This window comes from Alicycliphilus denitrificans K601, assembly GCF_000204645.1.
GTDB lineage: Bacteria > Pseudomonadota > Gammaproteobacteria > Burkholderiales > Burkholderiaceae_C > Alicycliphilus > Alicycliphilus denitrificans.
The window spans coordinates 651,700-674,057 of record NC_015422.1 but is presented as its reverse complement, the minus strand read 5'-3'; the positions used below and the strand labels follow the sequence as shown (position 1 = coordinate 674,057).

22 protein-coding genes are annotated in these 22,358 nt (G+C 67.0%); 4 read left to right on the top strand and 18 right to left on the bottom strand.

Annotated features, from left to right (window positions below):
• Positions 1–4 precede the first annotated feature (4 nt).
• The 4 genes from ALIDE2_RS03240 to ALIDE2_RS03225 form a co-directional block, all read right to left on the bottom strand.
• On the bottom strand, positions 5–676 hold the full coding sequence (locus ALIDE2_RS03240) for an amino acid ABC transporter permease (RefSeq protein ID WP_013721383.1): 672 nt from the start codon (positions 674–676) through the stop codon (positions 5–7).
• A gap of 1 nt (position 677) precedes the next feature.
• Entirely contained in the window at positions 678–1,430 is a 753-nt protein-coding gene (locus ALIDE2_RS03235) for an amino acid ABC transporter permease (RefSeq protein ID WP_013721382.1), read from the bottom strand.
• A gap of 103 nt (positions 1,431–1,533) precedes the next feature.
• Complete coding sequence (locus ALIDE2_RS03230; protein ID WP_013721381.1) at positions 1,534–2,433, bottom strand: transporter substrate-binding domain-containing protein; 900 nt, start codon at positions 2,431–2,433, stop codon at positions 1,534–1,536.
• Between the two features lie 203 nt (positions 2,434–2,636).
• Positions 2,637–3,575: a LysR family transcriptional regulator gene (locus tag ALIDE2_RS03225; RefSeq protein WP_180987883.1), complete on the bottom strand. Its 939-nt coding sequence runs from the start codon at positions 3,573–3,575 to the stop codon at positions 2,637–2,639.
• 175 nt (positions 3,576–3,750) lie between these two features.
• On the opposite strand from ALIDE2_RS03225, the gene ALIDE2_RS03220 reads away from it, so the two are divergent.
• The 3 genes from ALIDE2_RS03220 to ALIDE2_RS03210 are packed head-to-tail and all read left to right on the top strand — an operon-like array spanning position 3,751 to position 6,682.
• Positions 3,751–4,332: a TRAP transporter small permease gene (locus ALIDE2_RS03220; RefSeq protein ID WP_013721380.1), complete on the top strand. Its 582-nt coding sequence runs from the start codon at positions 3,751–3,753 to the stop codon at positions 4,330–4,332.
• The gene (locus ALIDE2_RS03215; protein WP_013721379.1) at positions 4,329–5,627 is read left to right on the top strand and encodes a TRAP transporter large permease; all 1,299 of its coding nucleotides are present in this window, start codon (positions 4,329–4,331) and stop codon (positions 5,625–5,627) included. The genes ALIDE2_RS03220 and ALIDE2_RS03215 overlap by 4 nt, the downstream gene beginning before the upstream one ends.
• Before the next feature lie 23 nt (positions 5,628–5,650).
• Positions 5,651–6,682 (top strand): DctP family TRAP transporter solute-binding subunit, encoded by a 1,032-nt coding sequence (locus tag ALIDE2_RS03210; RefSeq protein ID WP_013721378.1) that lies wholly within the window; start codon positions 5,651–5,653, stop codon positions 6,680–6,682.
• A 54-nt stretch (positions 6,683–6,736) separates the two neighbouring features.
• On the opposite strand, the gene ALIDE2_RS03205 is transcribed toward ALIDE2_RS03210, so the two are convergent.
• Positions 6,737–7,069, bottom strand: coding sequence for a nucleotide pyrophosphohydrolase (locus ALIDE2_RS03205; protein ID WP_013721377.1), 333 nt, complete (start codon positions 7,067–7,069; stop codon positions 6,737–6,739).
• Between the two features lie 49 nt (positions 7,070–7,118).
• The gene (locus ALIDE2_RS03200; protein ID WP_013721376.1) at positions 7,119–8,930 is read right to left on the bottom strand and encodes an ABCB family ABC transporter ATP-binding protein/permease; all 1,812 of its coding nucleotides are present in this window, start codon (positions 8,928–8,930) and stop codon (positions 7,119–7,121) included.
• Between the two features lie 42 nt (positions 8,931–8,972).
• Between ALIDE2_RS03200 and ALIDE2_RS03195 the strand changes: the two genes are divergently transcribed.
• On the top strand, positions 8,973–9,398 hold the full coding sequence (locus tag ALIDE2_RS03195; protein WP_013721375.1) for an acyl-CoA thioesterase: 426 nt from the start codon (positions 8,973–8,975) through the stop codon (positions 9,396–9,398).
• Between the two features lie 51 nt (positions 9,399–9,449).
• Here ALIDE2_RS03195 and ALIDE2_RS03190 read toward each other — a convergent pair whose 3' ends face one another.
• From ALIDE2_RS03190 to ALIDE2_RS03135, 12 genes are all read right to left on the bottom strand, one after another.
• Positions 9,450–10,010 (bottom strand): bactofilin family protein, encoded by a 561-nt coding sequence (locus ALIDE2_RS03190; RefSeq protein ID WP_013721374.1) that lies wholly within the window; start codon positions 10,008–10,010, stop codon positions 9,450–9,452.
• A 344-nt stretch (positions 10,011–10,354) separates the two neighbouring features.
• Positions 10,355–11,131, bottom strand: a complete 777-nt coding sequence (locus ALIDE2_RS03185; protein WP_013517576.1) for an enoyl-CoA hydratase — start codon at positions 11,129–11,131, stop codon at positions 10,355–10,357.
• Between the two features lie 7 nt (positions 11,132–11,138).
• Positions 11,139–11,972 (bottom strand): acyl-CoA thioesterase, encoded by an 834-nt coding sequence (locus tag ALIDE2_RS03180; protein WP_013517575.1) that lies wholly within the window; start codon positions 11,970–11,972, stop codon positions 11,139–11,141.
• 43 nt (positions 11,973–12,015) lie between these two features.
• Positions 12,016–13,209 carry an acetyl-CoA C-acyltransferase gene (locus ALIDE2_RS03175; protein ID WP_013721373.1) on the bottom strand — a complete coding sequence of 398 codons (1,194 nt, stop codon included), beginning with the start codon at positions 13,207–13,209 and terminating at the stop codon, positions 12,016–12,018.
• Positions 13,210–13,229: 20 nt separating this feature from the next.
• Positions 13,230–15,632 carry a 3-hydroxyacyl-CoA dehydrogenase/enoyl-CoA hydratase family protein gene (locus ALIDE2_RS03170; protein ID WP_013721372.1) on the bottom strand — a complete coding sequence of 801 codons (2,403 nt, stop codon included), beginning with the start codon at positions 15,630–15,632 and terminating at the stop codon, positions 13,230–13,232.
• Between the two features lie 21 nt (positions 15,633–15,653).
• Positions 15,654–16,082, bottom strand: a complete 429-nt coding sequence (locus ALIDE2_RS03165; protein ID WP_013517572.1) for a DUF2147 domain-containing protein — start codon at positions 16,080–16,082, stop codon at positions 15,654–15,656.
• Positions 16,083–16,152: 70 nt separating this feature from the next.
• Positions 16,153–17,949, bottom strand: coding sequence for an acyl-CoA dehydrogenase C-terminal domain-containing protein (locus ALIDE2_RS03160; protein ID WP_013721371.1), 1,797 nt, complete (start codon positions 17,947–17,949; stop codon positions 16,153–16,155).
• 47 nt (positions 17,950–17,996) lie between these two features.
• Complete coding sequence (locus ALIDE2_RS03155) at positions 17,997–18,653, bottom strand: TetR/AcrR family transcriptional regulator (protein WP_013721370.1); 657 nt, start codon at positions 18,651–18,653, stop codon at positions 17,997–17,999.
• Between the two features lie 141 nt (positions 18,654–18,794).
• Positions 18,795–19,430, bottom strand: a complete 636-nt coding sequence (slmA, locus tag ALIDE2_RS03150) for a nucleoid occlusion factor SlmA (protein ID WP_013517569.1) — start codon at positions 19,428–19,430, stop codon at positions 18,795–18,797.
• Between the two features lie 182 nt (positions 19,431–19,612).
• A complete protein-coding gene (argB, locus tag ALIDE2_RS03145; RefSeq protein WP_013517568.1) occupies positions 19,613–20,503 on the bottom strand; it encodes an acetylglutamate kinase in 891 nt (296 codons plus the stop codon).
• A 60-nt stretch (positions 20,504–20,563) separates the two neighbouring features.
• A complete protein-coding gene (locus ALIDE2_RS03140) occupies positions 20,564–21,664 on the bottom strand; it encodes a glycosyltransferase family 4 protein (protein WP_013517567.1) in 1,101 nt (366 codons plus the stop codon).
• A 33-nt stretch (positions 21,665–21,697) separates the two neighbouring features.
• Positions 21,698–22,357: a transglycosylase SLT domain-containing protein gene (locus ALIDE2_RS03135; RefSeq protein WP_238530094.1), complete on the bottom strand. Its 660-nt coding sequence runs from the start codon at positions 22,355–22,357 to the stop codon at positions 21,698–21,700.
• Between the last annotated feature and the right edge of the window lies 1 nt (position 22,358).

Genomic DNA, 22,358 nt, shown 5'->3' with positions numbered 1-22,358 from the left:
CGCCTCAGCGGATGATGGCGATCTTCTTGTGCAGACGCTTGACGGCCCAGGACAGCGAGTAGCAGATCACGAAATAGGCCACGGCGGCGGCCAGGTAGGCCTCCACGGGACGGCCGAAGTTCTTGCCCGCGACGTCGAAGCCCTTGAGCATGTCGTAGGCGCCGATGGCGTAGACCAGCGAGGTGTCCTGAAACAGGATGATGGTCTGCGTCAGCAGCACCGGCAGCATGTTGCGGAACGCCTGGGGCAGCACCACCAGCTTCATGTTCTGGCTGTAGGTCATGCCGAGGGCCTGGCCCGCGAAGACCTGCCCGCGCGGGACGGACTGGATGCCTGCGCGCATGATCTCGCTGAAGTAGGCCGCCTCGAACGCGACGAAGGTGATGATGGCCGAGGCCTCGGCCCCGATGGGCCGCCCGATGATCAGCGGCACGAGCAGGAAGAACCACAGGATCACCATCACCAGCGGGATGCTGCGCATGCCGTTGACGTAGATGGTGGCGGGGGCCATCAGCCATTTCTTGCCCGACAGGCGCATGAGGGCGAGCAGCGTGCCGAAGAACACGCCGCCCAGCGTCGCGATCACGGTGAGCACCATGCTGAAGATGAAGCCCTTGAGCACGAAGCCGCGCAGCAGCTCCCAGCTGAGGAAGGACCAGTCGATGTGCATCAGCATCTCAGTGCCCTCCCCCGCCGGCGGCGATCATGCCCGGCACGCGCGAGCGCTTCTCGATGAAGGCCATGATGCGGTTGATGGCCAGGGCCGACACCACGTACAGCGCCGTCACCAGCAGGTACACCTCGATGCCGCGCGAGGTCTCCTCCTGCACCTGCATGGCGTACATGGTCAGTTCGGACACCGACACCGCGAACGCCACGGACGAGTTCTTGAAGATGTTCATCGTCTCGCTGGTCAGCGGCGGGATGATGATGCGAAACGCCATGGGCAGCAGCACGTAGCGGTAGTACTGGACCGTGGTGAAGCCCATCGCCATGCCCGCGTAGCGCTGGCCGCGCGGCAGCGCCTGGATCCCCGAGCGCACCTGCTCGGCGATGCGCGCCGACGTGAAGAACCCGAGCGCGAACACCACCAGCACGAAGCCCGGCAGCGACTTCATGGCCGGGAAGATGGCCGGGATCACGTGGTACCAGAGGAAGATGTGGACCAGCAGCGGAATGTTGCGGAAGAACTCCACCCAGGCATTGCCCAGGCGCACGACCCACGGGCTGTCCGGCAGCGTGCGCAGCGTGCCGATCAGCGAGCCCACGACGAGCGCGATCGCCAGCGCGAGCAGCGAGACCGATACCGTCCAGCCCCAGGCCGAGAGCAGCCAGTCGAGGTAGGTGATGTCGCCGCCCTTGCCGAAGCAGCTCTGCGCGACCTCTTGCGTAATGGTGTCCTGGCAGAACACCTGCCAATCCCAACTCATAGGAGCACCTCTTTCATTGAAACCCAACCCAGCCACGCCGCGGCGCTGGCAACAAAAAAGCCCCTCCAAACCCCGGGTCTGAAGGGGCGGCACGCATCACGGATTACTTTTGGTAGTCTTCCATGGGCTTGTCATTGGGGTGCTCCCAGGCCTGCTTGGTGGCCGGAGACAGCGGCAGGCCCACCTTGGTGTTGTTGGGCGGAATCGGCTGCATGAACCACTTGTCGTAGGACTTGGCCAGGGTGCCGTCCTTGATCTGGGCCACGATGGATTCGTCCACGGCCTTCTTGAACGCCGGATCGTCCTTGCGCAGCATGCAGGCGATAGGCTCGACCGACAGCGCCTCACCCACGATCTTGAAGTCGTTGGGGCTCTTGGACTTGGAGATGTTGCCCGCGAGGATGGAGCCATCCATGATGAAGGCGTCGGCGCGGCCGGTCTCCAGCATCAGGAAGCTGTCGGCGTGGTCCTTGCCCATGACTTCGCGGAAGTTCATGCCCTCGGCGCGCTTGTTCTTGCGCAGCGTCTGCACCGAGGTGGTGCCCGTGGTGGTGACGATGGTCTTGCCGTTCAGGTCCTTGATATCGTTGATGCCCGAGTTGGCCTTGACCGCGATGCGCACTTCCTCCACGTAGGTGGTGTTGGCGAAGGCCACGTCCTTCTGGCGCGCCAGGTTGTTGGTGGTGGAGCCGCACTCCAGGTCCACCGTGCCGTTGACGACCAGCGGGATGCGGTTCTGCGAGGTCACCGGCTGGTACTTGATCTCCAGCTTGGACAGGCCCAGCTTCTTCTGCAGGTCACGCGCGACGCGCTCCGCCATCTCGGTGTGAAAGCCCACGTACTTGCCGTCGCCTAGGGTATAGGCCAGAGCGCCCGACGATTCGCGCACGCCCAGGGTGATGGCGCCGCTCGACTTGATCTTGGCCAGCGTATCGTTGGCCTGCGCAATCGCGCTGCCTGCGGCCAGGACGGTGATCGCAGCGGCCAGCAAATGCTTCTTCATGTGTACTCTCCTTGTGGGTGAAACGGTGGGCGAAGTGTAGTGAATGGATGGCACGCCGCGAGGCAACTCCTGTGAAGCGCCCCCCTCCATCCACCATCCTCCCCCGGATTGCGGGACAGGCTTCCTATTGTGCGTGCTCCAGTGCCCGCAGGGGCGCTTCGTTCCTAGGGTATTTCCAGAACCCCGGGCGGGGCGCGGCCGCGTCAGATCGGGTTTTTCCCGCCCTGGGCCTGCAGGTAGGTCCACAGGGCCTGCGCCAGGCTCTTGGCCGGCTCCTTGCGCGAGGGCTTCTCGCGGTAGGCCCGCACCTCCATGACCATCTGCAGGTCCTCCACCCCCGGCGGCGCGGCGCTCGCCAGCTTGCGCGAGCGCAGCTCCTTCTTCACCGCGCTGTAGGGCAGGAAGGCCACGCCGTGGCCCTCCAGCGCCATGGCCTTCAGGCCCTCGGCCATGTCGGTCTCGTACACGCGGTCCAGGTGGATGGCCGTGCCCGCCTGCTTGAGGATCAGCTCCGTCACCCGGCCCAGGTAGGCCCCGGGCGCATAGGCCAGGTAGGGCAGCGGCTCGCCCGCGCGCCCCGGCAGGCTGAACAGCGGCTGGCCATCGGGGCCTGCCTTGGCGTAGGGGGCCAGCACCTCCTGGCCCAGGGTCACCATTTCATAGCGCTCGGCGTCCAGCTGCAGCGGCTGCGAGGGGTGGTGGTACGAGATCAGCAGGTCGCACCCGCCCTCCACCAGGCGCAGCACGGCGTCGTGCACGTTGAGCGCGATCAGGCGGCTCTTGAGCGGCCCGAAGTCCGCGCGCACGGCCGACACCCAGGCCGGGAAGAAGGTGAACGCGAGCGTGTGCGGCACGGCGAACTCGATCATGTCGGTGCCGGCGCTGGTGTGGGCGCGCAGTATGGCGCGCGTGTTCTGCAGCGCCTGCAGCACCTCCAGCGCCTGGTCGTACAGCGTGGTGCCGGCGGCCGTGAGCCGCGTGGGGTAGGAGCTGCGGTCCACCAAGTCCGTGCCCGCCCAGGCCTCCAGCGCCTGGATGCGGCGCGAGAACGCCGGCTGCGTCACGTGCCGCAGCTGGGCCGAACGGCTGAAGCTGCGCGTCTCGGCCAGGCTGACGAAGTCTTCGAGCCATTTGGTTTCCATGGCGCGCATTATCGGCCCCCTCGGGGAACACCCTGCGGCCTGGGCCTGCGGATTTGATAGCAAAATACGCGCTTTGGCGCCCACAGCGCCGCTACCCAAGTCCAGGCCCCCGGTGCACGACGCCGGCCGGCAGAGCGACCCGCCCTCATGTCTGATTCATCTGCCCTCCATCCCCATGTCCTCCCACCCCACACCCGGGCCGGCCGAGCATGCCGCCCCGGCCGGCGCAGCCGACCCTAGCGAACCGCGCTCACTGCGCATCGAGGACTGGCTCACCGTCATCGTCATGGCGCTGCTCGCGCTGATCACGTTCGCCAACGTGATCGTGCGCTACTTCACCGATTCGTCTTTCGCCTGGACCGAGGAGATCTCGGTCTTCCTGATGATCGTGCTGGCGCTGGTGGCCGGCTCGGCCGCCGTGGCGCGGGACCGCCACATTCGCATCGAGTTCTTCTGCGAAAGCGGCTCGGCCATGCGCCGCAGGCGCTTGGCGCAGCTGGGCGCGCTGCTGGTGGCCCTGCTGTTCGCCGTGATCGCCGTGCTCAGCATGCGCGTGGTCTGGGACGACTGGCGCTTCGAGGAGACCTCGCCCGGTATCGGCGTGCCGCAGTGGTGGTATTCAGTCTGGCTGCCCGTGCTCTCGCTGCTCATCGCCTGGCGCGCCATCGGCCTGCTGGTGCGCCGCACGCGCCAGAGCGACGTGGAGTACCTGCTCGACGAGGCCGGCGACGATGGCAACGGGGAGCCCCGGCCATGATCGCCACCCTGCTCTTCGTCGCCTTCCTGGTGCTGATGTTCGTGGGCGTGCCCATCGGCGCGGCCCTGGGCCTGGCGGGCGCGGCGGCCATCGCGCTGGCCAACGCCGAGACGCAGTGGTTCGGCCTGCTGGCCGTGCCGCAGAACTTCTACGCCGGGCTGGGCAAATACCCGCTGCTGGCCATCCCGATGTTCGTGCTCGTGGGCTCGATCTTCGACCGCTCGGGCGTGGCGCTGCGGCTCGTGAACTTCGCCGTGTCCATCGTCGGGCGCGGCCCCGGCATGCTGCCGCTGGTGGCCATCACCGTGGCCATGTTCCTGGGCGGCATCTCAGGCTCGGGCCCGGCCAACGCGGCCGCCGTGGGCGGCGTGATGATCGCCGCCATGAGCCGCGCGGGCTACCCCGGCAGCTTCTCGGCCAGCGTGGTGGGCGCGGCCGCGGCCACCGACATCCTGATCCCGCCCTCGGTGGCGTTCATCATCTACTCGGTGCTCGTGCCCGGCGCCTCGGTGCCGGCGCTGTTCGCGGCGGGCATGGTGCCCGGCGTGCTCGCGGGCGTGGCGCTCATCGCCCCGGCCGTGTGGATGGCGCGCAGGCACAGGATGGGCGCGCTGGAGGCCGACATGCCGCGCCCGCCGTTCTGGCGCAGCCTGCGCGAGGCCTCGTGGGGCCTGGCCGCGCCGGTGCTGATCCTGGGCGGCATGCGCGCGGGCTGGTTCACGCCCACCGAGGCCGCCGTGGTGGCCGTGTTCTACGGCCTGTTCGTGGGCATGGCGATCCACCGCACCATCGGGGTGCGCGACCTCTACGTGATCCTGCGCGAGGCGGGCGAGCTCTCGGCCGTGATCCTGGTCGTGGTGTCGCTCGCGGGCATCTTCGCGTTCTCGCTGTCCACGCTGGGCGTGATCGACCCGGTGGCCCACGCCATCGTGAACTCGGGCCTGGGCGAATACGGCGTGCTGGCGCTACTCATCCTGCTGCTCATCACCGTGGGCATGTTCCTGGACGGCATCTCCATCTTCCTGATCTTCGTGCCGCTGCTGCTGCCCATCATGCAGCACTACCACTGGGACCCGGTGTGGTTCGGCGTGATCCTCACGTTGAAAGTAGCGCTGGGCCAGTTCACGCCGCCGCTGGCCGTGAACCTCATGGTGAGCTGCCGTATCGCCGGCGTGCGCATGGAGTCCACCGTGCGCTGGGTCGGCCCCATGCTGCTGGCCATGTTCATCGTGATGGTGGCCGTCATCGCCTTCCCGCAACTCGCCCTGTGGCTGCCGGCCAGGCTGGGCTATTGATTCTTTACAAGGAGACCCTTCCCATGAAACTGCGCACCTTCCTCACCACCGCCGTGGCCGCTGCTGCCGCCCTCGCCTTCGGCACGCCCGCGCTGGCGCAGAACTACAAGAGCGAATACCGCATGTCCCTGGTGCTGGGCCCCGCCTTTCCCTGGGGCAAGGGCGGCGAGATCTGGGCCGCCAAGGTCAAGGAAAAGACCCAGGGGCGCATCAACATCAAGCTCTACCCCGGCGTGTCGCTGATCCAGGGCGACCAGACGCGCGAGTTCTCCGCGCTGCGCCAGGGCGTGATCGACATGGCGATCGGCTCGACCATCAACTGGTCGCCCCAGGTCAAGCAGTTGAACCTGTTCTCGCTGCCCTTCCTGTTCCCCGACTACGCGGCCGTAGACGCCGTGACCCAAGGGCCGGTGGGCAAGCAGATCTTCCAGACGCTGGACAAGTCCGGCGTGGTGCCGCTCGCCTGGGGCGAGAACGGCTACCGCGAAATCAGCAACTCCAAGCACGCCATCAAGAGCCCGGCCGACCTCAAGGGCCTGAAGATCCGCGTCGTCGGCTCGCCGCTGTTCCTAGACACCTTCACGGCCCTGGGTGCCAACCCCACGCAGATGAGCTGGACCGACGCCCAACCCGCCTTCGCCAGCGGCGCCGTGGACGGACAGGAAAACCCCATCGCCGTCTATATGGCCGCCAAGCTGCACACCGTGGCGCAGAAGCACATCACGATGTGGGGCTACGTGAACGACCCGCTGATCTTCGTGGTGAACAAGGACGTGTGGAACAGCTGGACGCCGGCCGACCGCGAGATCGTCAAGCAGGCCGCCATCGACGCGGGCAAGGAAGAGATCGCCATTGCGCGCAAGGGCATGGTCGAGGAGGGCAAGCCCCTGCTCAAGGACATCGCCGCCAACGGCGTGACGGTGACCCAGCTGAGCCCCGCCGAACGCGAGGCCTTCGTGAAGGCCACGCGCCCCGTGTTCGACAAGTGGAAGGGCCAGATCGGCGCCGACCTGGTGAGCGCGGCCGAGAAGGCAATTGCCGCGCGCAAGAAGTAATACTATGAAAACAGGAGCTGCCAGCGCTTTCCACACAAGCGCTGGCAGCTTTTTTCATTTGTATTCCCTGCCCCCGGCGACCGGGTGCTTGCGCGCATTCTTGGCGAGCTTGGCAAGCACCGCCTGCTCCAGGTCCACGCCCGTGTGGTCGGCCAGCTGCAGCAGGTACAGCAGCACGTCGGCGATCTCGTCGGCCACGCGCTCCTTGTCGGCGACGTCGATGGTGAGGCTGCGCGACTCCTCCGGCGTGAGCCACTGGAACAGCTCCAGCAGCTCCGCCGCCTCCACCATCAGCGCCATCGCCAGGTTCTTGGGCGTGTGGTAGGGCTGCCAGTCGCGCGCCGCGGCGAAGTCGCGCAGCTGGCGCTGCAGGGCTTTCACGTCCATACCGGGCTCACTTCCCTTTTGATAGCTGCAAGTGCTCTACACATAAGCCTTAGAACGTGTTTTCGCTTGAATTCTGCTGCAGCGCCCACATGCTCGCGTAGCGCCCGCCCTGGGCCAGCAGCGCGGCGTGCGTGCCGCGCTCGACGATGCGGCCGGCCTCCATCACCACGATCTCGTGCGCATCGACCACGGTGGACAGGCGGTGCGCGATCACCAGCGTGGTCTTGCCCTGGGCCACCTGGCGCAGCTCGGCCTGGATGGCGCGCTCGTTGGCCGAATCGAGCGCGCTGGTGGCCTCGTCGAAGATCAGGATGGGCGGGTTCTTGAGCAGCGTGCGCGCGATGGCCACGCGCTGCTTCTCGCCGCCCGAGAGCTTCAGGCCGCGCTCGCCCACCATCGTCGCGTAGCCCTGCGGCGTGCTCATGATGAAGTCGTGGATGTGCGCTGCGCGCGCGGCCTGCTCCACCTCGGCCTGCGTCGCATCCGTGCGGCCATAGGCGATGTTGTAGGCCACCGTATCGTTGAACAGCACCGTGTCCTGCGGCACGATGCCGATGGCGCGGCGCAGGGACTGCTGGGTCACGGCGCGGATGTCCTGCCCGGCGATGGTGATGCGCCCATCCTGCAGGTCGTAGAAGCGGTACAGCAGGCGGCTCAGGGTGCTCTTGCCCGCGCCCGAGGGGCCGACCACGGCCACGGTCTTGCCGGCCGGTATCGTGAGGCTCACGCCCCGCAGAATGGGCCGCGCCGGGTCGTAGGCGAAGTGCACGTCCTCGAAGCGCACCGTGGGCGCGTCCAGCCCGGCAAGGGCCACGGCGCCGGGCGCGTCGGCCACCTCCTGTTCCTTGTCCATCAGGGTGAACATCTTGTCCAGATCGGTCAGGTTCTGCTTGATCTCGCGGTAGATCACGCCCAGGAAGTTGAGCGGGATGTAGATCTGGATCATGAAGGCGTTGACCATGACCAGGTCGCCGAGCGTCATGCGCCCGGCCGCCACGCCCTCGGTGGCGCGCCAGAGCATGGCCACCAAGCCCACGGCGATGATGAGCTGCTGCCCGCTGTTGAGCATGCTCAGCGTGCTGCGGCTCTTGAGCTGGGCGCGCCGCAGCTGCTCCAGGCTCTCGTCGTAGCGCCGGGCCTCGAAGGCCTCGTTGTTGAAGTACTTGACCGTCTCGTAGTTCAGGAGCGAGTCGATGGCCTTGCTGTGCGCGGCCGAGTCGAACAGGTTGGCCTGGCGCCTGAACTGTATGCGCCACTGCGTCACGCCCACGGTGAAGGCAATGTACAGCGCCAGCGCCGACAGCGTGATGGCGGCGAACCAGACGTCGAACTGGCGCGCCAGGATGAACAGCACCAGCAGCACCTCGATCAGCGTGGCCCCCAGGTTGAACAGGGCGAACGACACCAGCGACTCGATGCCGCGCACCCCGCGCTCGATGTCGCGCGTCATGCCGCCGGTCTGGCGCTCCAGGTGAAAGCGCAGCGAAAGGGCGTGCAGGTGCTCGAAGGTCTTGAGGGCGATGGCGCGCGCCGCGCCGTGGGTCGCCTTGGCGAACACCAGCTCGCGCAGCTCGCTGAACACCGAGTTGGCCAGGCGCAGGCCCCCGTAGGCCAGCAACAGCCCCACGGGCACGACCAGCAGCGCCGTGGGGCTGCCGGCGGGCAGCGCCATGGCATCGACGAGCCTCTTGAGCAGCAGCGGCACGCCGACGTTGGCCAGCTTGGCGCCCACCATGAAGGCGATGGCGGCCAGCACCCGGCCCTTGTACTCCCACAGGTAGGGCAGCAGGCGCCGCAGGGTGGCCCCGTCGGAGCGGATGCGTGGGCTGTCGGGGGCAGGGGCTTCGCCGTAGCGGCGCATGATGGACAATCCGTGGAGTCAGCAAAACCAGAGATTGTGCCCATGTCCCAGGATCGCACCTGCACCCACACCCAACTGCCCGCCGACAAGGAACTGGTGCTCAAGGTGATGCCCATGCCCGCCGACACCAACAACAACGGCGACATCTTCGGCGGCTGGGTCATGGCGCAGGTGGACCTGGCCGGCTCCGTGCTGCCCGCGCGGCGCATCCAGGGGCGCATGGCCACGGTAGCGGTCAACGAATTCGTCTTCAAGCAGCCCGTGCGCGTGGGCGACCTGCTGTCGTTCTTCGCCGAGGTCAAGCGCGTGGGCAACACCTCCATCACCGTGCAGGTCGAGGTCTATGCCGAGCACATCCGCACGCAGGGCCGCTACCTGAAGGTGACCGAGGCGTCCCTGACCTACGTGGCCATCGACGAGAACGGCCGCCCGCGCCCCATACCGAAGCTGCCCGGCGACGCGCCATAAAAAAACCGGGAGCGCCTTGCGGCCTCCCGGTTGCAGCGGCGGGGCGGTCCGTCAGGCGGCTGCGAGCGCAGGCGACGGCGACGGCGATGCTGCCGGGGATGCGGACGAGGACGGCGCAGCCTGCGTGCGCACGCTGCCCACCCCGACCGAAATCTCGCCCGAGAGCTGGCCGCCCTCCTCGATCACCACCTTGCCGTAGCGGATCTTGCCGCTGACCTTGCCGGTGCTGAAGATCACCAACTTCTCGCGCACGGTGAGCGTGCCGTCGAACTCGCCGTGAATCTCGGCGATGTCGATCTCGGCGGTGCCGTGGAACGCGCCCTGCTCGGCGATCTGGATCACGCGCGAATCCATGGTGGCCTCCACCGTGCCTTCGACGACGAGGGTATCGCAGTCGGTGATCTCGACGCCCTTGAGCTTGATGTTGGGCCCCACGGTGAGCTTGCTGCCGCCGCTCTCGGTGGTGTTGGAGGCGGCAGGCTTGGCCGCGGCGGCATTGCTGCTGGCGCCGGCCGTGCTGGTCACGCTGCCACCAAGCACGGAGGACGAAGGTTGGCGAGGCTGGAACGATTCGGTCTCACGTTTGCCAAAGAAGGGATTTTGCACGGCCATCGGTTCGGTTCTCCTGGAAAAGATCCGTCGATGCTAGAAGTTGCAGCGCAGCAAAACCGTCCCCGTTACGCAAGAACGGTAACCAAACCACTCGTTCGTTGCATGCACTTGCAGGGTTTGCAGCGTCACACAGCAAGCGCCCTGCTTTCAAAGCGTGTTCACGATCTCAGCACTTGCTGAAATCCGGGTGGCGCTTTTGGCGAAAGCCCCCCCGACTGCTCGCGCCGTCCGGCCGCCTGCGGCGTCCTCCGAATTTCAGCACTTGCTGAAATCCGGGTGGCGCTTTTGGCGAAAGCCCCCCCGACTGCTCGCGCCGTCCGGCCGCCTGCGGCGTCCTCCGAATTTCAGCACTTGCTGAAATCCGGGTGGCGCTTTTCCATGAAGGCGGAGAAGGCCTCGCGGGCGGCCGGTTCGCGCAGCATGCGGCCGAAGCTCGCCCCCTCCTCGGCCATGCGCTCGAGCACGGCAGCGGTCTGCCCCTTCTTGAGCAGGCGCTTGGTCTCGATGAGCGCCGACAGCGGCTTGGCCGCGAGCTTGCGCGCCTGGGCCTGGGCGATCGCGTTGCACTCGGTGGGCGGCACCACACGGTTGACCAGGCCCACCTCCAGCGCCGCCTCGGCCATGAAGGGCTCGCCCAGGAGCAGCGCCTCGGCCGCGCGGTGGTAGCCCAGCATCTGCGGCACGAGCAGGCTGGACCCCGCCTCGGGGCACAGGCCCAGGTTCACGAAGGGCATGGAGAACGCCGCGTTGTCGCCCGCGTAGACCAGGTCGCAGTGCAGCAGCATGGTCGTGCCGATGCCCACGGCCGGGCCGCACACGGCCGCCACCACGGGCTTGGGGAAGGTGGCGATGGCGCGCAGGAAGCGGAACACGGGCGCGTCCTGCGTACTGGGCGGCTGCTGCAGGAAGTCGCCGATGTCGTTGCCGGCGCTGAAGACGGCCACGTCGCCCTGCAGCACCACCACGCGCACGGCCGCGTCCTGCGCCGCGGTCTCGAAGGCGTCGGCCAGTTGCGCGTACATGGCGGTGGTGATCGAGTTCTTCCGCTCCACGCGGTTGAAGGTGATGGTGCGCACGCCGCCCTCGTCGTGCACCAGGATGTCCTGGGAAGTATTGCTCATGGTGTCTTCATTCTTTGTAGTAGACGATCTGGTGGCTCGTGGCCAGCACGATGCCCGCCTCGTTCCACAGGAGCGCCGTCTGGTCGAAAAAGCCGTTGCGGAACTCCTGCGCACGCGCCTGGCCCAGCAGGTAGCCGGTGCCGGTCTGCGCCAGCAGGTCGCCGCCCGCATGGAAGTACACGGTGATGGACACCGTGCCCGCAGGCACCTGGCGCGCGCGGCGCAGCCACACGCGCGGGAAGAAGATGTCGGCCATGGCCGCCAGCGCGCAGAAGTCCAGCGGCCGCGCGGGCGCGTCGCGCATCCACAGCTGGGTCATGCTGGTGTGGCCGCTGTCGTCCCACTGCGTGGGCAATTCGCCCGTCACGGGCCGCATCTCGTAGCGGCGCAGCCATTCCGAGCGGAAGGCTAGCCGCACCGGCTTGCACTGCGCGGGCGCAGGCACGGCGGGCATGGGCGTGTCGGTCGCACCCCAGGTCTCGCGCCGCACGGCCGTGACGACGGTGGCCGTGGTGGTAACCACGGGCGCGCCATCGGCGCCGGCCTGCAGGATGGACAGCGTCCAATGCTGCGTGGAGCGGTTGGTGCGCACCGGCGTGGCCTGCAGCGTGAAAGGCCCCTCGCCCAGCGCGCCGGCGTAGTTCACGGTGAGCGAGAGCGGCTCGCCCAGGCGCGCGGGGTGCTGCATCACGGCCTGCAGCAGCGTGGCGGCGGTGATGCCGCCGAACGGCCCCACCATGTTCCAGTAGCCGGGCGTGGTGCGGCCGGTGTATTGGCCCGTCGTTTCGGACGCGAGCGCCAGCGCCTCGTCCAGGGGGTGAATGCTGTGGTGCGAAGTCATGGCCCGAGTGTGCCGCCAATTTGCGATGACCGTGCCGCGGGGCCTACACGCGCTCGAAGATGCCGGCCGCGCCCTGGCCCGTGCCCACGCACATGGTCACCATGCCGTACTTCAGCTTGTGGCGGCGCAGCGCATGCACCACGGTGGCGGCGCGTATGGCCCCCGTGGCGCCCAGCGGGTGGCCCAGGGCGATGGCGCCGCCCATGGGGTTGACCTTGGCCGGGTCCAGGCCCAGGGTGTTCATCACCGCGAGCGACTGGGCCGCGAAGGCCTCGTTGAGCTCGTACCAGCCGATGTCCTGGCTCTGCAGGCCCGCATAGCGCAGCGCGGCGGGAATGGCCTCGATGGGGCCTATGCCCATGATCTCGGGCGGCACGCCGCGCGCGGCGTAGCTCACGAAGCGCGCCAGCGGCACGAGGCCGAACTGCTTGACGGCCTTCTCGCTGGCCAGGATCAGCGCGCCCGCGCCATCGCTGGTCTGCGAGCTGTTGCCCGCCGTGACGCTGCCGCGCGCGGCGAACACGGGCTTCAATTTCGCCAGCGCTTCGCGCGTGGTGTCGGGGCGCGGGCCTTCGTCGAGGCTCACCGTGCGCTTCCTGGTCTCGACCTCGCCGGTGGCGAGGTTGGGCGAGCGCTCGACGATCTCGAACGGCGTGATCTCGTCCGTGAACTCGCCCGCCTGCTGGGCCTTGACGGCGCGCAGGTGCGATTCCAGCGCGAATGCGTCCTGCGCCTCGCGCGAAACCTTCCACTGCTGCGCCACCTTCTCGGCCGTCAGGCCCATGCCGTAGGCGATGCCCACATTCTCGTCGCGCGCGAAGACCTCGGGGTTGAACGAGGGCTTGTTGCCGCCCATGGGCACCAGGCTCATCGATTCGGCGCCGCCGGCGATCAGCACGTCGGCCTCGCCAACGCGGATGCGGTCTGCCGCCATCTGGATCGCCGTGACGCCCGAGGCGCAGAAGCGGTTCACCGTCACGCCGCCCACGGGATGGTCGAAGACCAGGCCCATGGCGATGCGCGCCATGTTCATGCCCTGCTCGCCCTCGGGGAAGGAACAGCCGATGATGGAATCCTCGATGGCCTTGGGGTCCAGCGTGGGCACCTGGGCCATGGCGCCGCGGATGGCGGCCACCAGCAGGTCGTCGGGACGCGTGTTCTTGAAGTAGCCGCGGCCCGAGCGGCCGATGGGCGTGCGCGTGGCGGCAACGATGTAGGCGTCCTGCACTTGTTTCATGGTGATGTTCTCCTTGCCGTTCAGTTGCGCACCGGCTTGCCCGTATTCAACATGCCCAGGATGCGCTCGTGCGTCTTGGGCTGCCCGATCAGGTGGCAGAACGCCTTGCGCTCGAGCTGCATCAGGTATTCCTCGCTCACCAGCGAGCCCGCGTCCACGTCGCCGCCGCAGACCACCTCGGCGATCATGCTGGCGACCTTGAAATCGTAGGCGCTGATGAAGCCGCCGCCCTCCATGTTCACGAGCTGCGCCTTGATGGTGGCGATGCCGTTGCGGCCCACCACGGGGAACAGGCGCTTCAAGGGCGCGCGCCAGCCGCCCTGGGCCATGGCTCGGGCCTCGTTGATGGCGACGAAGAGCAGCTCGTCCTTGTGCGGCACGATGATGTCGCTGTCCAGCAGGTAGCCGAGCTTGCGCGACTCGATGGCGCTCGTGCCCACCTTGGCCATGGCCGCGGCCGTGAAGCCTTCGGTCAGGAAGGGCAGCAGGTCCTTGCCGGTGCTCCTGGCGGCGTTCTCGGCGGCGCGGCGCGCGATGTAGGTCAGCCCGCCCGCGCCGGGCACCAGGCCCACGCCCACTTCGACCAGGCCGATGTAGCTCTCCATGTGCGCCACGCGGCGCGCGGAGTACACGGCCAGCTCGCAGCCGCCGCCCAGCGCCATGCCGTGGATGGCCGAGACCACCGGCACCTGCGCGTAGCGAATGCGCAGCATCAGGTTCTGCAGCTCGGCCTCGATGCTGTCGATGGCGTCTGCGCCGCCGACCACGAAGGCGGGCATGGTGGCCTCCAGGTCCGCGCCCACCGAAAACGGCGCATCGCCCGACCAGATCACCATGGCCTGGTATTCCTGCTCGGCCAGCTCCACGGCCTCCATCAGTCCCTCCATGACTTCGGGGCTGATGGCGTGCATCTTGTTCTTAATGCTGGCGATCAGGACCTTGCCGTCCAGCGTCCAGGTGCGCAGCGCCTTCGATTCGGCCAGGGTCGTGCCGGCCGTCTGCCAGTCGGGCAGGCTGGCCTCGCCCAGCAGTTTTTCAGGGAAAAGCTGCCTTTCGTAGACGGGCAGTACGCGGCGCGCTACGAATTTCTTCAGCGCCGGGCTCCAGGAGCCTTCCGCCGTATGCACGCCGCCGGCCTCGGCCACGGGGCCTTCGAACACCCACTTGGGCAGCGGCGCGCTGCACAGCGCCTTGCCGGCGTCGATGTCTTCCTGCACCATCTTCGCCACTTCGAGCCAGCCCGCCTCCTGCCACAGCTCGAAGGGGCCCTGCTTCATGCCGAAGCCCCAGCGCAGGCACAAGTCCACGTCGCGTGCCGACTCGGCGATCGTCTCCAGGTGGACGGCAGCGTAGTGGAAGCTGTTGCGCAAAATGGCCCACAGGAAGCGGCCCGGCGCGCCGGAGGCAGCGCGCAGCAGCTTGAGGCGCTCGGCCGCGGGCCTCTTGAGCATGCGGCCATAGACGTCGTCGGCCTTCTGGCCTGCGGGCACGTAGTCCTCGCTCTCCAGTTCGAAGCGCAGGATGTCGCGCCCCACCTTCTTGTAGAAGCCGGCCTTGGTCTTCTGCCCCAGGTTGCCCAGCGCTATCAGCTTTGCCAGCACGGGCGGCGTGCCGAAGCTGCCGTAGAAGGGGTCGGTCTCCGGGCCCAGGTTGTCCTGCAGCGTCTTGATGACATGGGCCATGGTGTCCAGGCCCACCACGTCGGCGGTGCGGAACGTGCCCGAGGACGCGCGCCCGAGCTTCTTGCCCGTGAGGTCATCGACCACGTCGTAGGTCAGGCCGAAGTTCTCCACTTCCTTCATCGTGGACAGCATGCCGGCGATGCCGATGCGGTTGGCGATGAAGTTGGGCGTGTCCTTGGCGCGCACCACGCCCTTGCCCAGGCCGCTGGTGACGAAGGCTTCGAGCTGGTCGATCACGCGCGCCTCGGTGGCGGGCGTGGCGATCAGCTCCACCAGCGGCATGTAGCGCGGCGGGTTGAAGAAATGGATGCCGCAGAAGCGGTGGCGCAAGGCCTCGGGCAGCGCCTCGGACAGTTTCGTGATCGACAGGCCCGAGGTGTTGCTTGCCAGCAGCGCGTGCGCGGCCACGTGGGGGGCGATCTTCGTGTAGAGGTCCAGCTTCCAGTCCATGCGCTCGGCAATCGCCTCGATCACCAGGTCGCAGTCCTTGAGCAGCCCCATGTGCTCTTCGTAGTTGGCCGGCTGGATCAGGTCGGCATCCTCGGCCACGCCGATCGGCGAAGGCTTGAGCTTCTTCAGGTTGGCGATGGCCTTCTCGGCGATGGCGCTCTTGGAACCCTCCTTCGCGGGAAGGTCGAAAAGCACCACGGGCACCTTCACGTTGACGAGATGGGCCGCGATCTGCGCGCCCATCACGCCCGCGCCGAGCACGGCGACTTTTTTCACATTGAATCGGGTCATGGCTTCTTCAAATCTTGGGGGTTATTCCAGGCGCTGCCAGGTCTGGGTGCGCCAGAAAGGGCCGAGGTAGCCGCGCACCTCCAGCTTCTTGCCGCCATCGACGGGCGTGAGGCTGGCGCGGTAGTCCTTACCGTTCTCGGGGTCGAGGATCCTGCCGCCCGCCCAGACATCCTTGCCCTCGTCCTTCTTGCCGCCGCGGATGATCTCCAGGCCCACGATGGGCTGGCCCTTGCGGTCGTCCTGGCATTCGGTGCAGGTGGGCTTGGCGTCCTTGCGCAGCGTTTTCTCGATGCGCCCGCTCAAGACGCCCGCGTTGTCCACGATGCGGATCTCGGCCTTGGGCTCGCCGGTCTTGTCGTCCACGCTGCGCCACAGGCCCAGGGGGCTCATCTGGGCCAGGGCGGGAGCGGTGATTGCCATCAAAACGATAGCTGTTAGCGCTTGTCTCATAAGGATTCCATGGCAAAAAGGCTGAAATTTCACGCCCTCCCCCTCCGGGGGATGGAAGGGCAAGAGGGGCTCAGGCCAGCGCCGCGTCCGTGTCCATCAACACCTTGGCTCCGGCACGGGCGGTGCGCATCAGCGTGACCGTCTCGGGGAACAGCTTGGCGAAGTAGAAGCGCGCCGTCTGCAGCTTGGCCACGTAGAACGGATCCTGGCTGCCCGCCGCGATGGCGCGCAGCGACACCTGGGCCATGCGGGCGAACAGGTAACCGAACACCAGGTGACCCGCCACGCGCAAGTAGTCCACGGCGGCGGCGCCCACCTCGTCGGGGTTCTGCATGCCCTTGAAGCCGATCTCGGTGGTGAATTTCGTCATCTGCTCGCCCAGGATGGCGATCGGGTTGATGAACTCGGCCATCTTCTCGTTCACACCCTCCTCGGCCACCAGTTGGCCGATGAGCTTGCCCAGCTTCTTGAGCGTCGCGCCCTGGTTGCCCAGCACCTTGCGGCCCAGCAGGTCGAGCGACTGCACGGTGTTCGTGCCCTCGTAGATCATGTTGATGCGGTTGTCGCGCACGAACTGCTCCATGCCCCATTCCTTGATGAAGCCGTGGCCGCCGAAGACCTGCATGCAGGCGTTGGTCGCGATGTGGCCGTTGTCGGTGATGAAGGCCTTGACGATGGGAGTGAGCAGCGCCACGAGCTCGTCGCAGCCCTTGCGCTCCTTCTCGTCGGGATGGTGGTGCGCCTTGTCCAGCAGCAGCGTGCAGTAGATCTGCAGCGCACGCGCGCCTTCGGCGTAGGCCTTGGCGGTCAGCAGCATCTTGCGCACGTCGGGGTGCACGATGATGGGGTCGGCCTCCTTGTCCTTGGCCTTCACGCCCGAGAGGCTGCGCATCTGCAGGCGGTCCTTGGCATAGGCCAGCGCGTTCTGGAAGGCCACCTCGGTCAGGCCCAGCGACTGGTTGCCCACGCCCAGGCGCGCGGCGTTCATCATGACGAACATGGCGGCCAGGCCCTTGTTCGGCTCGCCCACCATGGTGCCCACGGCGCCATCGATGGCGATCTGCGCCGTGGCGTTGCCGTGAATGCCCATCTTGTGCTCCAGGCCCGTGCAGTAGATGGGGTTGCGCGCGCCCAGCGAACCGTCGGCGTTCACATGGAATTTGGGCACGACGAACAGACTGATGCCCTTGCTCCCCTTGGGCGCGTCGGGCAGGCGGGCCAGCACCAGGTGGACGATGTTGGCAGCCACGTCGTGCTCACCCGCGCTAATGAAGATCTTGTTGCCGGTGATCCTGTAGGTGCCGTCTGCCTGGGGCTCGGCCTTGGTGCGCAGCAGGCCCAGGTCGGTGCCGCAGTGGGGCTCGGTCAGGCACATGGTGCCGGTCCACTCGCCGCTCACCAGCTTGGGCAGGTAGGTCTTCTTCTGCGCGTCGGTGCCGTGGGCCAGCAGCGCCTCGTAGGCGCCGTGCGACAGGCCCGGGTACATGGTCCAGGCCTGGTTGGCGCTGTTGAGCATTTCGTACAGGCACTGGTTGACCACGTGCGGCAGGCCCTGGCCGCCATATTCGGGATCGCACGACAGCGCGGCCCAGCCGCCTTCCACGTACTTCGCATAGGCCTCCTTGAAGCCCTTGGGCGTGGTGACCTCGTGGGTCTGCTGGTCGAGCGTGCAGCCCTCGGTATCGCCGCTGACGTTCAGCGGGAAAGTGACCTCGGCGGCAAACTTGCCCGCCTCCTCCAGCACCGCGTTGATGGTGTCGGCATCCACGTCGGCATGGCGGGGCATGGCCTTGAATTCGTCGCTGACCTGGAAGACCTCATGCAGTACGAATTGCATGTCGCGCAGCGGCGGGTTGTAGGTAGGCATTGGGAGAACTCCTGCAATGGTGTGGGAAAAGAAAGCGTGCGCGGTATTCAGCCGCCGTCGGCGCGGTAGCGCGCCAGAATGTTGTCGAAGCCCGTGTTCGCACGCTCCATGGAGCCAGGCGTGTGCAAGAAGCGCGCCTCGTAGTGCAGCGCCAGGATCAGGCCGTGGATCTCGAACAGCATCTGCTCCTCGCTCACGCCGGGACGTATCTCGCCGCACTCCTTGCACTGCGCAATGGCGCGCTTCATGGCGGCCTGCCAGGTCAGAACCGAGTTGGCCAGCGCGTCGCGCACCGGGCCCGCGCGATCGTCGAACTCCACGGCACCGCTGATGTAGATGCAGCCCGAGTCGATCTCGACCGACGTGCGCTTCATCCAGTTGTCGAACATCGCGCGCAGCCGCGCAATGCCGCGCGGCGCCTCCATGGCGGGGTAGAAAACCTCCTGCTCGAAACGCGCGTGGTATTCGCGGATCACCGAGATCTGCAGCTCCTCGCGCGAGCCGAAGTGTGCAAACACGCCCGACTTGCTCATGCCCGTCACATCGGCCAGCGCGCCGATGGACAAGCCCTCCAGGCCAATGTGCGTGGCCAGCCCCAGGGCCGCGTCCACGATGGCGGCCTTGGTCTGCCGCCCCTTGTGCAGCGCCCTGCCCTCGCGGCGGGGCGCGCGGGCGGTCTTGGGTGAAGAAGTCGATACCGGCATGGCGTGCAATAAAACGAACGATCGTTCTATTTTGCACGAAGCAAACGGGCGGCGCCAGCCTTTCCGCGGATGCGGAACATACGTCGGGGGTAAACCCCTAGCTTAGACCAGCCCCGCCAGCAGGGCTGGCGAATATGGGATTTACAGCTGCAGCGCCAGGGTGGCGTCCAGGTGCTCCGTAGGCAGGCGGCGAAAGCCCGAGCGCGCATAGCGCTGCAGGCGCCCGCGGATCAGGTCGCACAGCGCCGCGGCGCGCACCTGCGCCTGCACCGTGGGGGCGGCCTCGCCATCGGCTTCGGCCGCGGGCCGCAGGCATTGGCGCAGCGTGGCCTCCACCTTGTCGAAGAACAGGTTCATGCGCTGCTGCAGGCGCTCGTTCTCGAACACCAGCGCGTCGCCCACCATCACGCGCACCATGCCGGGGTTGCGCTCGCCGAACTGCAGCACCATGGCGGCGACGCGTGCCGCGCGCTGGGCGCCGCCGGCCTCGCCCGGATGCTCCACGATCTGGCGCACCAGCGTGAAGACGCTGTGTTCGATGAAGTCGATCAGCCCCTCGAACATCTGCGCCTTGCTGGCGAAGTGGCGGTACAGCGCCGCCTCGCTCACGTCCAACCGGCGCGCCAGCGCGGCCGTGGTGATGCGCTCGGCACCCGGCTGCTCCAGCATGGCCGCCAGCGCGTGCAGGATCTGCTCGCGCCGCTCGCCGGGCCGCAGGCGGCGGCGGGATGCCGGAGCGTCACCGGGCACGGAAGAGTCGGGCGAGGAGTCAGACATATGAAACAATTGTATGCAATTGATTCTCGCATGCCGTAGTAATGACCCCACCAGGGCAATCGACAACCGTGGCAAATGCGCAACCACCCATCGGGATCGAAAGCCCCGATGAGCGGTTGCGCCCGATGAACGCCTTGGTGGTGCACGCCCTAAACCGGGCCCGTGCAAGGCGACAAAACGCCTCAGTGGCTTCGGATCATGGTGCCGTAAGCTTGGTCCGTCAGTATTTCCAGCAGCATGGAATGCGGCACTCGGCCATCGACCACGTGCACCGCGTTCACGCCCGCCTTGGCCGCGTCGATCGCACCGGCGAGCTTGGGCAGCATGCCGCCAGAGATCGTGCCATCGGCAATCAGCGCGTCGATCTGCTGCGGCGTCAGCTCGGCCAGCAACTGCCCGTTCTTGTCGAGCACGCCGGGAATGTTGGTCAGCATCACCAGCTTTTCCGCCTGCAGCACCGTGGCCAGCTTGCTGGCCACCACGTCGGCGTTGATGTTGTAGCTCTCGTTCTCCTCACCGAAACCGATGGGGCTGATGACGGGGATGAAGGCATCGTCCTGCAGCGCCTTGACCACGCTCGGGTCGATGGCCACGATGTCACCCACCTGGCCCACGTCGTACTCGATGCTCGGATCCTTGTTGTCCAGCATCTTGAGCTTCCTGGCGCGGATCATGCCGCCGTCGCGCCCCGTCAGACCCACGGCCTTGCCACCCGCGTGGTGGATCAGACCGACGATGTCCTGTTGCACCTCGCCCGCCAGCACCCACTCGACCACCTCCATGGTCTCGGCGTCCGTCACGCGCATGCCCTGGATGAACTCGCCCTTCTTGCCCAGGCGGTTCAGCGCCTGCTCGATCTGCGGGCCGCCGCCATGCACCACCACCGGGTTGATGCCCACCAGCTTGAGCAGCACCACGTCCTCGGCAAAGTCCTGCTGCAGCTCCGGGTCGGTCATGGCATTGCCGCCGTACTTGATGACCATGGTCTTGCCATGGAACTTGCGGATGTAGGGCAGCGCCTGGGCCAGGATTTCGGCCTTGTCGCGCGGAGCGATGGAAAGTAGATCGGTCATGGCAAAAATGGTCCAGCGAAAGCAGAACAGGTGGCTGCGATTGTGCCGCAGCCTGCACCCTCACGGCTGCAGCCAGCCCGGCACCTTGAAGCGGATGATGGCCAGGTACGCCATCACGTACAGCACCATGAACAGCAGGCAGAACCCTATCAGCACCGGCGTATAGCGCCAGAACAGCACCGCCGGGACCACCGTGAGCAGCGTGAATGCCCACAGATAGGGGGAAGTACGATTGTTGCGCTTGAGCATGCGCCTGGCTGCGTCGCCATGCAGCACGCGGCGCACTATGCGCCTGTAAATCAGTTGGTGAAAATGCAGCGCATCGGCCACGCCCGGCGACACGCCGCGCACCAGCTTGCGGTACATGGAGAACACCGTCTCCCACACGGGGTAGATCAGCAGCAGCATGGGGAACCAGGGCGACACTTGGGGATTGCGCTGCACCAGGCTCAGGCTGGCCAGTGCAATCACCCCCCCCCAAATATAGGCTCCGCCATCACCGGCAAACAGCATGCCGCGCGGGTAATTCCAAACCAGGAAGCCTCCCGTCGCCGCTGCCGTGGACACCAGCACCGCCGCCAGCCCCCGGTCGCCCACCTGCAGCGCCACATGGGCCAGCGCTAGGCAGACGATGATGGCCACCATGCCGGCCAGGCCGTTGTAGCCATCGATGATGTTGAAGGCATGGGGCAGGCCCGTCACCGCCAACAGTGCAATGCCCACGCCCAGCCAGGGCGCAGTCGCCAGCAGCGCATCCAGCCAGGGCAGGTCCAGCCGTGGAAGCTGCAGGCCGAGCATGCTCACGGCCAACACCGCCGTCAGCAGAGACAAAAGCAGGCGAAAGCGTGGCGCCAGGCGCTGGGTCACGTCCTCCACCATGCCGCCTACCACGGCCGGCATCAGTGCAAGCAGCCACCACAGCACCCAGCTATCCATGCGCAGCGAAGAGGAATCGCCCATCGCCGTCGTCAAACGCCCCAGTCCCCAACTCAGCGCTATGCCCACCAGCATGGCCAGCCCGCCCAGACGCGGCACGTCACCGTAATGAAACCGCTGGGGCACCGCGCGCCCATAGTTGGCCGCATGATCCTGCGCCCAGCGCAGCACGCCCGCAGCAGCCAGCACGGAGCTCAGAAAAGCGACGAAGGAAAGCCAGATCATGAAGGCCTGATGGTAGCTGCCCCGATGCCTAGCCTATCGCACCAGCGTCTGGTATAGACGCATGACTTTGTCCACGTACTGCCGCGTTTCGGGGTAGGGCGGGATGCGCCTGCCATGCTTGACGACGGCGCCCTCGCCCGCGTTGTAAGCCGCCAGGGCCAACTCTTTGTCGCCATCGAACATGCGCAGCAGATCCGCCAGGTAGCGGCTACCTACCTGGACATTGAGCTTGGGCTCCATCACCGCGTGGCGGCCATCCGTGCCGGAACGCCCCGCCACTCCATAGCGCTCCGCCGTGGCCGGCATGACCTGCATCAGGCCCAGAGCTCCCTTGCGTGACACCGCATCGGCGTTAAAGCCCGACTCCGCTGCCGCCACGGCGATGACCAGCGCGGGCTCCAGCGCCTGCGCACGTGCAGCCTCTTCCAGCAGCGGCTGTGCCGCCGCATATCCGGGCAGCTTGGCCGCCTGGGTGTTGCCCGACTTGGACTGCCCTGCGGGCGTAGCGGAGCCCACGCCCTCGATCCAAATCACGCCGCGCGGCGCCGGAGGCGGCACGTTACCCATGTGCGTCACGCCATCGCGGTCCACGAACTGCCAGACGGTCTGTGCCTGGGCAGCAGCTACCCAAGCTCCTGCGAGCAGCACCAGTGTGCAAGCCGCGCGCACCTTCCTCATAGTCCGTTGCCTCATG